This window comes from Novosphingobium sp. SG707, assembly GCF_012275515.1.
GTDB lineage: Bacteria > Pseudomonadota > Alphaproteobacteria > Sphingomonadales > Sphingomonadaceae > Novosphingobium.
In genome coordinates this window covers 22060-35034 of the sequence record NZ_JAAZQL010000008.1, presented here as the reverse complement: position 1 = coordinate 35034, position 12975 = coordinate 22060, and the positions used below count along the sequence as shown (strand labels likewise).

Below are 12975 nucleotides of genomic sequence, written 5' to 3'. Positions count from 1 at the left end.
AACGGCACAAACCCCCTTCCCTTTTCCCTTTATCATCCCCACCTAATCAGCATGACCAAACTTGCCTCCCGCGCCATCATCCGCCTTTCCCCTACCGCGCCGGACGAGGACGTCCGCAAATTCCTGCAAGGGCTGGTGACGCAGGATGTGGTGCTGGGCGCGCTGCCGACCTATGCCGCGCTGTTGACGCCGCAGGGCAAGGTGATCGCCGATTTCATCGTATGGGCCGATGGGGCGGACCTGCTGCTGGATGTGGCGGCGGATCAGGCCGATGGGGTGGTCAAACGCCTGTCGATGTATCGCCTGCGTCGCGCCATCGCCATCGCGCGGGATGATGCTTTGGCCGTGCATTGGAGCCCGACGCCACGCGAAGGAGCCGCGCCTGACCCGCGCCTTGCGGAACTGGGCTATCGCTGGCTGGCGCCGGATGACGATGCGGCGGTTGATGAGGCCTATCTGGCCCATCGCCTTTCCCTGGGCGTGGCTGAAGGGGCCGAGATTGCCGACCTGCTCTGGCTCGAATGCAACGCGGTGGAGCTGAACGGCGTGTCCTTCACCAAGGGCTGCTATGTCGGGCAGGAGAACACCGCGCGCATGAACTGGCGGCAAAAGGTCAATCGCCGGGTGGTCGTGGTGCCCGCCGCGCAATCACGCCCGGATCGGCAGAGGGTGGATTATCCCGCGCTGGGCCTGTCGGTCGAGCATTGGCGGGTGGATGACATCACCAATCCGCCCGCGTGGTTCGCACAGGAAGACCTTAGCCCAGAGGCGTAAGCGCCCGCTCCGCCGGGACCAGCCCCAGCCGCACCGCCTCGGTTTCGATCAGGCGGGCGGCCATCTCGCGGCTCGAATCGCGCGAGATTTCCAGCGAATCGGCCAAGGGCGCGCCGATCAGCGAATCGCCCAGCGCCAGCAGCACCAGCGTCTGCGTCACATGGCGCATGCAGACCTCGCCCGCATCATGCACCTCGTCCACGATGGCGTGGATCGAGCGCACAATCGTGTCGAGCGCATCGACATTGCCGATCAGCCGCATCCAGCTGACCAATTGCCCGCCGCCCTGCTTTTCAAAGGCGTCAAAGGCCAGATCGACCACATCGCGCGCGCTGCCGCTGCCATCGCGCTGGGCCAGCACGGCGCGCGCGACCGAGGCGCAGATCGACACCGCCATATGCTCGGCCAGCGCCTTTTGCAGCTCGGCCGCCGAACCGAAATGGTGCAGCAGATTGGCATGGGTGCGCCCCACCCGCGCCGCCACGGCTTTGAGCGTCACCCCCTGCGGCCCCTGCTCGACAAGCAGATCGCGCGCTGCCTCCATCGCGGCATTGCGGCTGGCTTCGGGGGAGAGACGCTTCTTCGGGCCCATGTCTTATGTCCAAACAGTACAAGCCCGCAGGCTCGCAAAACCACATTGCAGACCCATAAAGGTTTGCAGGTGGTCAAGCAAGAAGCGAAAGATTTTACCCGCTAAAGCTGTAATTTTCATTCACGCATCAGCGAATTTGCGTAATGTCAGACATATAGACCTGTTATGCGCAGAGACGCTTCAGGCCGCGCGCCTCCCTTCCATACCGCCATCGGGCGAATCATCCTGATCGTCATGCTCGGCGCGCAGCTCGATTTCGAACCGGGCCGACGGGCAAGCCTGCCCGCGCCCCGCGCTGAAAATCGCGCCGCGTTCGTCCACGGGCCGGAAACCCAGCCGCCGCAGCACCAGCCCCGAGGCCGGATTGTCGAGAAAATGCCGCCCAACCAGACGCTTGTGGCCCAGCCCGCGCGCCAGCGCCAGCATCGCGCGCCCCGCCTCGGTGGCATAGCCCTGCCCCCAATGCGCGCGCGCAATCCAATAGCCAATGTTGGCCTCGCCCTCGATCTCGCTCAACCCGATCGAGCCGATCAGCGCGCTGCCCTCGGCGCCGGGGCGCGTGATGAGGAAATGCGGCAGACGCTCGTCCTGAGGCTGGCTGGCGAACCAGCGCGCGTCATTTTCGGTATAGGGCCAGGGTGCGCGCGCCAGATTGCGCACGATGCCCTCGTCGTCGATCGCGGCGTGAATCGCGTTCCAGTCTTCTGGCCACGCGGGCCGCAGAAACAGCCGTTCGCTGCGGTAAAACATGTGTATCGCTCCAAATCCCCGGTCCCATTCGGGACGCCATGATCCTCAGTCCCGCGCAGGATTCCTAAGGGCGCGCGGTGACATTGCGGTGACGACCGGCCTCAGCCCAGCGCATGCTGAACCGCATTGGACGCAAATCCGCCTTGATCGAACGCAAAGCCATGCTCGCAGCCCGACCAATTTGTCGCGTCCTACCGATCGGCGGGTGAAGGAGAGATACGAAAAGAGGGAGATGGGCCGGGCCCCTCTCCCTCGTTCAGCCAAGGTGTCAGAACCTTGGCGGGGCCATCCCATCAGGATGGCCCAAATAGACCATCCGCTTACTCGGCGGCTTCGGCCAACGCGTCAACCGACACGTATTTGCGGCCCAGCTTGCCTTCATGAAAGCGCACGCGGCCTTCGGTCAGAGCGAACAGGGTGTGGTCCTTGCCGATGCCCACGTTCACGCCCGGATAGACCTTCGTGCCGCGCTGACGGATGATGATGTTGCCACCAATCACCAGCTGGCTGCCGAACTTCTTCACGCCAAGGCGCTTGGACTGCGAGTCGCGACCGTTACGCGACGAACCGCCTGCTTTCTTATGTGCCATTGTCGAAAACTCCTGAGCTTAGGCGGCCGCGACCGACACGATGCGCAGCAGCGTGAGCAGCTGGCGATGGCCGTTCTTGCGACGATAGTTGTGACGGCGGCGCTTCTTGAAAACGATCACCTTTTCCGACTTCGCCTGAGCGATGATCTCGGCCGAGACCACCACCTTCGAAGCGTCGGCGACAACGCCTTCTTCGCCGGCCAGCAGAACATCACCCAGCGTGATCGTCTCGCCGGCTTCACCAGCCAGCTTTTCGACCGCGATTTTGTCTCCGGCGGCGACCCGATACTGCTTACCGCCCGTGCGCACGATAGCGAACATGATGCAAATCCATTCAAAAAATTACGTGGCCGCCCCGGCCGCGTTTCCCGAAACCTGCCGCCAAGCCAAAGGCCGAGCAAGGCGGTTATTCGAGGAGCCGCGAGCGACGCGCCGACCCCCGCCACACACGGCAGGGTTCGGAAAGAAGCTGCGCCGTTAGTGCAACCGCCCCCGCGTGTCAATGCACCGCATGACAGAAAGGCCCATTCCCCCCCGGAAACTCTGGCCGATTTCTGCCCTCTGGCGCATGGGCACAGGCGTGCTATGGCGCATCCATGCTTGGCCTTATCGCAAAATCCGCCTCATCGACAGCCCAATCGAGCAGGGCGCAGCGCCACCGATTCGCGCATGCGGCCCGATTCGCTCCGCTGGCCCTGCTGATTCCCGCGCTGCTGGGGGGATGCAGCACCGCTTCCTATCCCTCGCTGGCGCGCCGGGCCGAGGAAAAGCCGATGGTCACGCCCGCCGCTGCCGCCGCCGGTGCCGCGCAGGATCAGGTCCCTGCCGGTCTCAGCGCCAAAATCGATTCGCTGCTGCGCGCCGCGCATGATGCCGACAAGGCTTTCGCCGCCGCCCGCCCTGCCACCGACCGGGCGCTCAATGCGGCCGACCATGCCAAGCCCGGCGATGAGACATGGCAACAGGCCAATCTGGCGCTGAGCGATCTTGAGCGCCAGCGCGGCGTGCTCGGCGTGGTCGAAGGCGATGTCGAGGAACTCTATACGCAGGACCGCATGGCCCATGCGCCCGAAAATCCAGATATGCCGCGCGCCGCCGCCCGGATGATCGAGACCGCAAGGTCGGAAATCTTCGCCCTTGGCGCGGCGCAGGATCGCGCGCTTGACGCGGCGCGCCGGAAATTGCCGCGTTAAACCCCGGCTTGGCCCCAGCGGGCCAGATCGGCGTAATCCTGTTCGCGCGGTTCGACCCAGGCCCATTGCCCGGCGCGCTTTTCACGCTTCCAGAACCAGCTTTCGCTTTTCAGGTGATCCATCGCGAAATCGGCGGCGGCAAAAGCATCACGCCGATGCCGCGAGGCCGCCGCCACCAGCACGATCGGATCACCGGGCGCCATCTCACCCACCCGGTGCCAGATCAGCAGGCCATCAAGCGCCCAGCGGCCCAGCACATCGCGCGCCAACGCCTCCATCCCCGGCAGGGTCAGCGGGGCGTAATGCTGAAGCTCGAGCGCTTCAACATCGTCGCCCTGCTGGGAACTGTCAGCTCGCACCTGCCCCAGAAAGCTGACCACGCCGCCCGATTGCGGATGGGCGGCGGCAAAGTCGCGAATCGCATCGCCCGCGTCAAACGCCTGCTCGATCAGCCGGACCTTGATGATCCGCCGCTCACCGGGGGCAGGAACGCCAATTCATCGCCAGCCTTCAACACCAGCCCATCGCCCGCCACCAGCGCGCCATTCAGCGCCAGCCTGACCCGCGGCCCGGCCAAAGCCTGTGCCAGTTCCGGCCCCATGTCGGCCATAATCCGCGCCAAAGACCCCGGCGCCACCTCGCGCTCGGCCCCTCCGGCGAGATCCGCCAGACGCCCCAGAAACACCAGCCGCGCCATCATCACCCCCCCGTCATCGACATATGGCGCGGCAAGGCAGGCTCGGCGCCGGGGCGGTTGATCTCGAAATGGTGGCGCGCGGGCTTGATCCGCATCGCCTCGTCCAACGCGGCTTCGAGCGCGCTTTCCGGCTCATCGCTGCGCAGAGCGGCGCGCAGGTCCACCTGCTCGCGCCCGCCAAGGCAGGCGAACAATTGCCCGGTAGCCGTCACGCGCACCCGGTTGCACCCATCGCAGAAATTGCTGGTCAGCGGCGTGATCAGCCCCAGCCGACCGCCGGTTTCCTTCACATGCCAGTAACGCGCCGGGCCGCCGCTGCGATGCGCATCCTCGGTCAGGGTAAAGCGCTGCTCCAGCCCTGTGCGCACCTGCGTCAGCGGCAGATAGTGATCGTAACGATCCCCCTCCACCTCGCCCAGCGGCATGACCTCGATCAGTGTGATCTCGTGGCCCGCGCCATGCGCCCATGCGACAAGATCGCCGATCTCGCCCTCATTCTCGCCTTTCAGCGCGACAGTGTTGATCTTGACCGCCAACCCGGCCGCGCGGGCGGCGGCAATGCCCTCCAGCACCTGCGGCAACTGATCGCGCCGGGCGATGCGGGCGAATTTGGCCCGGTCCAGCGTGTCGAGGCTGACATTGACGCGGCGGATGCCCGCCTCACGCAGATCATCGGCAAATTCGGCCAATCGCGTGCCATTGGTGGTGATGGTCAGCTCGTCCAGACCATCCCCGATCTTGCGCCCGATCGCCCGCACCAGCTCGATCATATCGCGCCGCACCAAAGGCTCACCACCGGTCAGGCGGATCTTGCGCACGCCGCGCCCGATGAAACCCAGCGCCAGCCTGTGCAATTCCTCAAGGCTGAGCACTTCGGATTTGGGCAGAAAGGTCTGCCGCTCGGGCATGCAATAGGTACAGCGCAGGTCGCACCGGTCGATCACCGAAAGCCGCAGATAGGAAATCCGGCGTTGGAACTGATCGACCAAAGGTTGACGCGACGGCTGGCTCATGGAGTCAATCTATCACCGCTCCGGGCGCTTGGCTATCCAGTCGCAGGATTTGCCCGGTAATCCCGGGTGAAGCGGCCAGAAAGGCACAGGCCGCCGCAATGCCCGCCGGTTCGTCGCATTCCACCAGATTGGCCCGCGCCGGAGCATAGGCCCGCGCCAGCCCCTGCACCGCCGCCAGACGCCAGGCGCGATGCTCATGCCCCGCCAGAGGCATCACCAGCACCAGATCGCCATCGGCCAGCATTGCCTCGGCCTGCGCCAGCCATTGCGCATGAAACGCCACGGCGGCGGCCAAAGGCCCGCCCGGCAAATCCTCTATCGCCAGAACCTGTTGATCGGACGTGGGCATTTACCGCCGCTCGCGCGTCAGGGTCATGCCGATCTTTTCCCCCGCCTCGCTGATGGCCAGCTTGACGATCTTGACCGTCACACCCTCCACCCGCTCGTCCTGAAGGAACAGGGTGTCGGCAATATGATCGGCCACCGCCTCGATCAGCGTGAAATGCACGCCCTCGGGCAGCGCATCGCTGGCGGCAAACTTCAGGTCCATGTAATTCTTGCTCGCCCCCAGCGGCGTGTCGGGCAAATAGCGGTCATAGGGCTTCAAACGCACGCTCACGCTGATACGCAAGGGCTGCTTCTGGCCCGTCTCCTCCGAATAAACGCCCGTCAGAACGTCCACTTCGAAATCGGCCACTTCAAGAATCAGGCTGTCCGCCACGTTGGATGCTTTCACGATGATAGGGGGTGTTTGCGCGCGGGCCGATGGCAGGTTGCGCGGGGGGAGTCTAGGGGTTTTAAGGGGCAATGCCTCCGGCAGGCAAGGGAGGGCCTCCGGCGGGCAAAGGGCGGGGCCCCTTTGCCATCCCGTTAATGGGGTCGCGCTTCACCGGCTACCCGGCTTGTGTGGCATGGTTGGATAAAGCCTGCGGCGCGGCGAGGTAGTGCTGATCGGCGCCGCAGGCTTTCAAAATCCAAGCGCTGTGTCGATCAACCCCGGTTGATGTAGAACACAATAAAGACAGTACCGGGATTGCAAAGGGCCCCCGCCCTTTGCCCGCCGGAGGCAAACTCCTTTAATCCCGACGCCACCGCGCAAAGATCGCCGTAGGCAACATCCGCCCCGCGCCATCCTCGCGCACCGCCAGATCCCCATGCTCGACATAGCCCGGCAGCCCGGCGAAAGCCTCGTCCAGCAGCCCGGCAATGGCCAGCGAGGACATCCGCACCGCATAGACCGTCAGGAACAGGAACCGGCTGTTTTCATCCAGCAATTGCCGCGCATCATGGATCAGGCCGGGCAGGTGTTCTTCCAGACGCCAGACCTCGCCATCCGGCCCGCGTCCGAATTTGGGCGGGTCCATGATGATGCCGTCATAGCGCTTGCCCCGGCGTACCTCGCGCGCGGTGAACTTGGCCGCATCATCAACGATCCAGCGCACCGGGCGGCTTTCCATGCCCGACAGGGCCGCGTTGACCCGCGCCTGCGCCACCGATTTCTTGCTGGCATCCACATGGGTGACAGGGCCGTACCGGCTCAGCGCCAGCGTGCCTACGCCGGTATAGCCGAACAGATTGAGCGTGGAGGCATCGCTGCGCTCGCGCAATTGCTGCCCCATCCAGCCCCAGACCGGCGCCATATCGGGAAAGAAGCCCAGATGGCGGAAGGGCGTGCATTGCGCGGTGAATTTCACATCACCCCAGCTCAGCGGCCAGCCATCACGCGGCACCGGCTTGGTATAATTCCAGCGCCCGCCGCCATCCTCATCCGCGCCCGGCACGAATTCGCCATGAGAGGCAATATGGGGCGCATCCCAATCGGCCATGCGCGGCTGCCACAAAGCCTGCGGCTCGGGGCGAATGAAGCGATAGTCGCCATAGCGCTCCAGCTTGCGCCCCGCGCCCGAATCGACCAGCCCGTAATCGGCCCAGCCATCGCCGGTCAGCAGGACGGGCTGGTGGATCAGCTCTGCCATTATGCCTTCGCGGTCGCCCGCTCGGCGACATAGGCGCAGACCGCGTCATAATCGCCGGGCAGTTCGGCATAGCGCTCTTCGCGCTCGAACAGATCTCCCACACGCTCAGGCAGGCCGGGGCGGTGACCGGTGCTGCGCTCGACCGCATCGGGGAACTTGGCCGGATGGGCCGTGGCCAGCGTGACCACCGGGGTGCCCTTGGCGATTCCCGCATTGCGTGCGGCATGGATGCCGATGGCGGTGTGCGGGTCGAGCAATTCGCCCGCCGCTTCCCAACCCCAGCGGATGGCCTGCGCCATTTCATCGGCATCGGCGCGGGCCGAGACGAAGAGCGCTGCGGCGCCTTCGCGCTGCGCATTGGTCAGCGTCATCGCCTTATTGGCCTCAAACCCGGCCATCTGCTCGGCCAGAGCGGCGCCGTTGCGGCCGCCCACATCGAACAGCAGGCGTTCGAAATTCGACGACACCTGAATGTCCATGCTGGGCGCAGCCGTCGGCGTCACCGTCCCGGCCGAATAATCGCCGGTCGAGAGCGCGCGGTGCAGGATGTCATTCACATTGGTGGCGACGATCAGCTTGGCAATCGGCAGGCCCATCTGCGCGGCGACATAGCCGGCGAACACGTCACCGAAATTGCCGGTGGGCACCGAGAAGGCCACTTCGCGTTCCGGCGCGCCCAGTTGCAGCGCGGCGGCGAAATAATAGACCACCTGCGCCATCAGACGCGCCCAGTTGATCGAATTCACCGCGCCGATGTTGAACCGATCGGTCACGGCCTTGTCGTTGAAAATGCGCTTCACCATCGCCTGCGCATCGTCGAAGCTGCCCTCGATGGCGATGTTATAGACGTTGGGGGCCAGCACGGTCGTCATCTGGCGGCGCTGAACGTCGCTGACGCGGCCCTTGGGATGCAGCATGAAAATGTCGACCTTGGCGCGGCCTGCCACGGCATCAATTGCCGCGCTGCCGGTGTCGCCGCTGGTGGCGCCCACGATGGTCAGGTTCTGCGGGCTGCGGCCCAGGAATTCTTCGAACAAGAGGCCCAGCAATTGCAGCGCCACGTCCTTGAACGCCAGCGTCGGGCCGTGGAACAGCTCCAGCAGCCACTGCTGCTCGTCCAACTGCTTCAAGGGCGTCACGGCAGCGTGCGAAAACCGGCCATAGGCCGCCGTGGTCAGCTCCAGCAGGCGCTCATAGCTCAGGCTCTCGCCCACGAAAGGCGCCATCACCTTGGCCGCCAGCTCCGCATAGGGCAGGCCTGCCAGCGCGGCGATCTCGTCCTTGCTGAAACGCGGCCACTCACGCGGAACATAAAGCCCGCCGTCGCTGGCCAGACCAGCCAGAGTCGCGCCTTCAAAATCAAGAACCGGTGCGTTGCCGCGCGTGGAGATATATTCCATGGGATTCCCTGTCCGTTTGGCCCGCCCCGTTAGCCGCAGAGGGGCGCTGGGGCAAGGGTTTTGCGGGATTCAGGGGTTTTTATGCCTCCGGCGGGCAAGGGATCTCGACCCTTTGCAATCCCATTATGGGGGATGCGTTTGGTCGGTGACGGGGCGCGATCGGGATCGTTGGCAAGGCCTGCGGCGCGGCGAACTCGGGCTGAAACGCGCCGCAGGCTTTCAAATTCCAACCGCACGTCCGAAACACAACGCCGAACCCAAAGCGCAACGCAGACGATAATGGGAGCGCGAGGGTCTAGACCCTCGCATCACTCCCCTTCTTCTTCCCCCGACACCCTCTTCCTCACCGCCACCGCATAAATCACCAAAGCGGTCAGCGCGAAAAGGAACCACTGCACCGCATAGGACAGGTGGTTATTGGGCAAATCGCGCGGATCGGGCGTCGCATTGCTCGCCAGCCCCGCCAGTGCCGGATCGGCCACGACATGATGGGCAAATTCGCCCCCCGGCACGACCAGCCCCTGCACCTGCCCGCCGGTCCATGCCACGGGCGCGGGCTTATTGCTCCACCCCAGCACCACATCGGCCAGCACACCCTTGGGCGCCTCGGTGGGGTGGAACCCCTGCGTATCAACCGGCGCGGTCAGACATCGCGCAATATGCGCCCATCCCGCCTGCCCCGCCGCATTGCGCCCGGACTGGGCCGAGATCTGCAACACCTGCTGGCACCAGAACTGCGTGCGGTGGAAATCACGCGCATCCGATTGGCGATAGCGCCATACCTCGCCGATCGAAACCGCGCTGCGGTCGCCCTGCGCGGCGGTGAAACGCGCGATCTTGGCCTCTTTCTGGGCCAGTCGGTCGAGCTGCCAGAAGCCGAGGTGGACCATATAACCCGCCGCCGCCAGCACCAGCAGCGTGGGGATCACGGGCAATTTGCGCCAGTTCATCGCGAATCGACATCCTTTGCGCCTGCTTCACTCGCCCGCCGCTGATATTCCGCCGTCAGCAGCGCGGCCTTCGACACGCGCAGCCCATAAAGCGTGGGCAAAACCACCAGCGGCACCAGCACCGCGACATAGACCCACACCGGCGGATCGACATCCAGCGCCAGCCATGCCGCCACCGCCGCCGCCAGAGCGCCTACGCCAAAGGTCAGAAAGGCCGCCGGTCCATCGCCGACATTGAACGCACCGAAATCCAGCCCGCATTTTTCGCAGCGCGGCGCAAAATGGGCAATGCCCGCAAACAGGCCCTTGGCCCCGCAGCGCGGGCACAAACCGAACAGGGCAGCCGAGACAATTCCCGGCTGCCCTGCGGATGAGGATGGCTTTGCCGGATCAGTCAACCGCAAAGCCCCAGTTGCCCCAGATGTAGATGCACACGAAGAGGAACAGCCACACCACGTCGACGAAGTGCCAATACCATGCGGCGGCCTCAAAGCCGAAATGCTGGCGCGGGGTAAAATCGCCGCGATAGGAGCGGGCCAGACAGACCGCGAGGAAGATCGTGCCCACGATCACATGGAAACCATGGAAACCGGTCGCCATGTAAAAGGCCGAACCATAGGTGTTCTTGCCAAAGGCGAAGGGCGCATGGGCATATTCAAACGCCTGAAGGCTGCTGAACAAAATGCCCAGAACGATGGTCAGCCACAGGCCCTTTTTCAGCCCCGAACGGTCGCCATGGATCAGACTGTGATGCGCCCAGGTCACGGTCGTGCCCGAAAGCAGCAGGATCATCGTGTTGAGCAGCGGCAGGTCGAAAGCGTCAAGGACAGCTTCCAATTCCTTGGGCGGCCATTGCCCGCCGATCGCCTTCGAAATGGTCGAGGGAAACAGCGAGAAATCAAAGAAGGCCCAGAACCAGCCGACAAAGAACATGACTTCCGAGGCGATGAACAGGATCATGCCATAGCGCTGATGCAGTTGCACCACCGGCGTATGATCGCCCGCATGGGCCTCGTTAACGATCTTGTTGAACCAGGTGAACATGGCCGCCAGCAACAGCGCCAGCCCCGCCCATGGCACAATATGACCCAGCGCCCCGAACGTCTCGGGGTGCATCATGAACACCATGCCGGTGGTAAAGGTGAAAGCCCCGAGCGTGGTGGCCAAAGGCACCAGATCGGGCGGCAGGATATGGTAGTCATGTGTCTTGCCAGAGGCCATCGCATTCATCCCCTTTTTGCCATGGGTGCGGGCCTGTTGCGGCCTCTTTCCCCCGGCATTTGTTGTGTTCAAACCTATCTTTCCTGAAGCCCCCGGTCCAGCACGATTTGCAGGCCGAAAAGCGTGGATTTCCTGCTCGTTCCGCCCGCCTGCCTCAGGCTCCCGGCACGGGGTGGAACGTATAACTCAAGGTGATCTGTTCCAGACCTTTGAGGTCCTTGTCCTCAAGGATCTTGGGATCGACGTAATAACTGACCGGCATGGCCACGCTTTGGCCCGGTTGCAGCGTCTGTTGCGTGAAACAGAAACAGGCCACCTTGGTGAAATAACGCGCCGCCTCGTCGGGCGAGACGTTGAAACTGGCCGCCCCGGTGATCGGCTTGTCCGATGTGTTATGCGCCTCGAAAATGGCCAGCGTGCGCGCGCCGATGCCCACGGTCTGCGTGGTCTGGCGCGGGCGGAATTGCCATGGCATGCCCGGATCGACATTGGCGTCGAAACGCACCGACATCGTGCGCCCGGCGGCCACCTTGACGCCTTCGGCCTGGGCCTCGCTGGCGCGGCGGGGCGTGCCGCCATAGCCGGTGGCCTGACAAAAGATGCGATAAAGCGGCACCGAGGCATAGCCCAGACCCGCCATCCCCAGCGCCACGCCCGCCGCGATCATCGCCACGCGGCGGTTGCGGTTTTGCGGCACGGGCGGGTTCAGGCCGGCCATGGATCAATGCCCCATCTTGGCAATGGTGATGGCAAAGAACAGCACCACCAGACCAAGCAGCACCAGCCCCAGCGCCTTGTTGCGCCCGGCGATGATGCGCTTGCGCTCCTCCATCTTGCTTGCGTCCATGTCGATCGGTTCGCTCACAAATATCCTCCGATGATCGGCACCCAGCGATCCGCCACCAGCGCGGCGAACAGGGCGAACAGATAAAGCACCGAGAAAGCGAAAAGCTGCTTTTCCGGCTTCATGGAATCATCTTCATCGCGCCGGTTGCGGAAACCCACCCGGATCGCCAGCAACAGGAACAGCGTGGACAGCACGCCTGCCGACACGCCGTAAATCCATCCCGGCCCGCCATCATCCTTGGGCAGAAACACCGGCAGCAGCGTGAGCGGCAGCAGCAGCACCGAATAGGCGAAGATCTGGCGCCGCGTGGATTTTTCCCCCGCCACCACCGGCATCATCGGAATGCCCACCTTGGCGTAGTCGGTCTTCACAAACAGCGCCAGCGCCCAGAAATGCGGCGGCGTCCACATAAAGATGATGAGGAACAGCAGCACCGGCATCCATGTGATATGGCCCGTCACCGCCACCCAGCCGATCATCGGCGGAAAAGCCCCGGCCCCGCCGCCGATCACAATGTTCTGCGGCGTGCGCGGTTTCAGCCAGACCGTATAGACCAGCGCGTAATAAACAATCGACACCGCCAGAATGACCGCGCAGATCCACCCTGCCGCCAGCCCCATGGTCAGCACCGACAGGCCCGAGAGCGCCATGCCGAAATCGCGCGCTGATTCGCGGTCCATCCGCCCGGCAGGCAAAGGCCGCTTGGCGGTGCGCTTCATGCCCGCGTCAATGTCGGCTTCCCACCACTGGTTGAGCGCGGCGGCCCCGCCGGCACCCACCGCGATGCACAAAATCGTGGCAAATCCGATGACCGGGTTGATATGACCGGGCGCCGCCAGCAATCCGCAAAGGCCGGTGAAGATCACCAGCGTCATCACGCGCGGCTTGGTCAGGGCGAAGAAATCGCGCCAGTCGGCAGGCTGACGAGCGGCGGGTTTAGCGCCGGTTTTGACAGGGGGGATGCTCATGGGC

General features: G+C 64.2%; 19 protein-coding genes. 2 read left to right on the top strand and 17 right to left on the bottom strand.

Annotation, left to right across the window (positions count from 1 at the left end; translation table 11 throughout):
* Nucleotides 1-45: 45 nt before the first annotated feature.
* Nucleotides 46-774, top strand: a complete 729-nt coding sequence (locus FHW92_RS19610; protein WP_172249353.1) for a folate-binding protein YgfZ — start codon at nt 46-48, stop codon at nt 772-774.
* Here FHW92_RS19610 and FHW92_RS19605 read toward each other — a convergent pair.
* From FHW92_RS19605 to rplU, 4 genes are all read right to left on the bottom strand, one after another.
* Nucleotides 758-1366: a TetR/AcrR family transcriptional regulator gene (locus FHW92_RS19605; protein ID WP_168604979.1), complete on the bottom strand. Its 609-nt coding sequence runs from the start codon at nt 1364-1366 to the stop codon at nt 758-760. The genes FHW92_RS19610 and FHW92_RS19605 overlap by 17 nt on opposite strands.
* Before the next feature lie 180 nt (nt 1367-1546).
* On the bottom strand, nt 1547-2116 hold the full coding sequence (locus tag FHW92_RS19600; RefSeq protein WP_168604978.1) for a GNAT family N-acetyltransferase: 570 nt from the start codon (nt 2114-2116) through the stop codon (nt 1547-1549).
* A gap of 320 nt (nt 2117-2436) precedes the next feature.
* Nucleotides 2437-2706: a 50S ribosomal protein L27 gene (rpmA, locus tag FHW92_RS19595; RefSeq protein WP_168604977.1), complete on the bottom strand. Its 270-nt coding sequence runs from the start codon at nt 2704-2706 to the stop codon at nt 2437-2439.
* 18 nt (nt 2707-2724) lie between these two features.
* Nucleotides 2725-3027, bottom strand: a complete 303-nt coding sequence (rplU, locus tag FHW92_RS19590) for a 50S ribosomal protein L21 (protein ID WP_168604976.1) — start codon at nt 3025-3027, stop codon at nt 2725-2727.
* Between the two features lie 275 nt (nt 3028-3302).
* On the opposite strand from rplU, the gene FHW92_RS19585 reads away from it, so the two are divergent.
* Nucleotides 3303-3899 (top strand): hypothetical protein, encoded by a 597-nt coding sequence (locus FHW92_RS19585; protein ID WP_168604975.1) that lies wholly within the window; start codon nt 3303-3305, stop codon nt 3897-3899.
* Here the strand turns inward: FHW92_RS19585 and FHW92_RS19580 are convergent.
* The 13 genes from FHW92_RS19580 to FHW92_RS19520 form a co-directional block, all read right to left on the bottom strand.
* Complete coding sequence (locus FHW92_RS19580) at nt 3896-4366, bottom strand: molybdenum cofactor biosynthesis protein MoaE (protein ID WP_168605122.1); 471 nt, start codon at nt 4364-4366, stop codon at nt 3896-3898. The two genes, FHW92_RS19585 and FHW92_RS19580, sit on opposite strands and share 4 nt — an antisense overlap.
* Entirely contained in the window at nt 4348-4599 is a 252-nt protein-coding gene (locus tag FHW92_RS19575; protein WP_168604974.1) for a MoaD/ThiS family protein, read from the bottom strand. Before FHW92_RS19575 ends, FHW92_RS19580 begins: the two co-directional genes overlap by 19 nt.
* Nucleotides 4599-5609 carry a GTP 3',8-cyclase MoaA gene (moaA, locus tag FHW92_RS19570; RefSeq protein WP_168604973.1) on the bottom strand — a complete coding sequence of 337 codons (1011 nt, stop codon included), beginning with the start codon at nt 5607-5609 and terminating at the stop codon, nt 4599-4601. Before moaA ends, FHW92_RS19575 begins: the two co-directional genes overlap by 1 nt.
* A 4-nt stretch (nt 5610-5613) precedes the next feature.
* Nucleotides 5614-5958: a Rossmann fold domain-containing protein gene (locus tag FHW92_RS19565; protein ID WP_168604972.1), complete on the bottom strand. Its 345-nt coding sequence runs from the start codon at nt 5956-5958 to the stop codon at nt 5614-5616.
* Nucleotides 5959-6330, bottom strand: a complete 372-nt coding sequence (locus tag FHW92_RS19560) for a dihydroneopterin aldolase (protein ID WP_168605121.1) — start codon at nt 6328-6330, stop codon at nt 5959-5961.
* 355 nt (nt 6331-6685) lie between these two features.
* Nucleotides 6686-7585, bottom strand: coding sequence for a class I SAM-dependent methyltransferase (locus tag FHW92_RS19555; protein ID WP_168604971.1), 900 nt, complete (start codon nt 7583-7585; stop codon nt 6686-6688).
* On the bottom strand, nt 7585-8985 hold the full coding sequence (thrC, locus tag FHW92_RS19550; protein ID WP_168604970.1) for a threonine synthase: 1401 nt from the start codon (nt 8983-8985) through the stop codon (nt 7585-7587). Before thrC ends, FHW92_RS19555 begins: the two co-directional genes overlap by 1 nt.
* Nucleotides 8986-9293: 308 nt before the next feature.
* Nucleotides 9294-9935, bottom strand: coding sequence for an SURF1 family cytochrome oxidase biogenesis protein (locus FHW92_RS19545; RefSeq protein ID WP_168604969.1), 642 nt, complete (start codon nt 9933-9935; stop codon nt 9294-9296).
* Nucleotides 9932-10333, bottom strand: coding sequence for a DUF983 domain-containing protein (locus FHW92_RS19540; RefSeq protein WP_168604968.1), 402 nt, complete (start codon nt 10331-10333; stop codon nt 9932-9934). Before FHW92_RS19540 ends, FHW92_RS19545 begins: the two co-directional genes overlap by 4 nt.
* Nucleotides 10326-11156 (bottom strand): cytochrome c oxidase subunit 3, encoded by an 831-nt coding sequence (locus FHW92_RS19535; protein WP_168604967.1) that lies wholly within the window; start codon nt 11154-11156, stop codon nt 10326-10328. Before FHW92_RS19535 ends, FHW92_RS19540 begins: the two co-directional genes overlap by 8 nt.
* 154 nt (nt 11157-11310) lie before the next feature.
* Nucleotides 11311-11874 carry a cytochrome c oxidase assembly protein gene (locus FHW92_RS19530; protein WP_168604966.1) on the bottom strand — a complete coding sequence of 188 codons (564 nt, stop codon included), beginning with the start codon at nt 11872-11874 and terminating at the stop codon, nt 11311-11313.
* Nucleotides 11875-11877: 3 nt separating this feature from the next.
* Nucleotides 11878-12021, bottom strand: a complete 144-nt coding sequence (locus FHW92_RS19525) for a hypothetical protein (RefSeq protein WP_168604944.1) — start codon at nt 12019-12021, stop codon at nt 11878-11880.
* Nucleotides 12018-12971 carry a heme o synthase gene (locus FHW92_RS19520; RefSeq protein WP_168604965.1) on the bottom strand — a complete coding sequence of 318 codons (954 nt, stop codon included), beginning with the start codon at nt 12969-12971 and terminating at the stop codon, nt 12018-12020. The genes FHW92_RS19525 and FHW92_RS19520 overlap by 4 nt, the downstream gene beginning before the upstream one ends.
* Between the last annotated feature and the right edge of the window lie 4 nt (nt 12972-12975).

Bases quoted from the DNA above. Each gene is read 5' to 3' on its own strand.
- FHW92_RS19605 (WP_168604979.1), bottom strand. From the start codon at position 1,366: ATGGGCCCGAAGAAGCGTCTCTCCCCCGAAGCCAGCCGCAATGCCGCG.
- FHW92_RS19600 (WP_168604978.1), bottom strand. From the start codon at position 2,116: ATGTTTTACCGCAGCGAACGGCTGTTTCTGCGGCCCGCGTGGCCAGAA.
- rpmA (WP_168604977.1), bottom strand. From the start codon at position 2,706: ATGGCACATAAGAAAGCAGGCGGTTCGTCGCGTAACGGTCGCGACTCG.
- rplU (WP_168604976.1), bottom strand. From the start codon at position 3,027: ATGTTCGCTATCGTGCGCACGGGCGGTAAGCAGTATCGGGTCGCCGCC.
- FHW92_RS19585 (WP_168604975.1), top strand. From the start codon at position 3,303: ATGCTTGGCCTTATCGCAAAATCCGCCTCATCGACAGCCCAATCGAGC.
- FHW92_RS19575 (WP_168604974.1), bottom strand. From the start codon at position 4,599: ATGATGGCGCGGCTGGTGTTTCTGGGGCGTCTGGCGGATCTCGCCGGA.
- moaA (WP_168604973.1), bottom strand. From the start codon at position 5,609: ATGAGCCAGCCGTCGCGTCAACCTTTGGTCGATCAGTTCCAACGCCGG.
- FHW92_RS19565 (WP_168604972.1), bottom strand. From the start codon at position 5,958: ATGCCCACGTCCGATCAACAGGTTCTGGCGATAGAGGATTTGCCGGGC.
- FHW92_RS19555 (WP_168604971.1), bottom strand. From the start codon at position 7,585: ATGGCAGAGCTGATCCACCAGCCCGTCCTGCTGACCGGCGATGGCTGG.
- thrC (WP_168604970.1), bottom strand. From the start codon at position 8,985: ATGGAATATATCTCCACGCGCGGCAACGCACCGGTTCTTGATTTTGAA.
- FHW92_RS19545 (WP_168604969.1), bottom strand. From the start codon at position 9,935: ATGAACTGGCGCAAATTGCCCGTGATCCCCACGCTGCTGGTGCTGGCG.
- FHW92_RS19535 (WP_168604967.1), bottom strand. From the start codon at position 11,156: ATGGCCTCTGGCAAGACACATGACTACCATATCCTGCCGCCCGATCTG.
- FHW92_RS19530 (WP_168604966.1), bottom strand. From the start codon at position 11,874: ATGGCCGGCCTGAACCCGCCCGTGCCGCAAAACCGCAACCGCCGCGTG.
- FHW92_RS19520 (WP_168604965.1), bottom strand. From the start codon at position 12,971: ATGAGCATCCCCCCTGTCAAAACCGGCGCTAAACCCGCCGCTCGTCAG.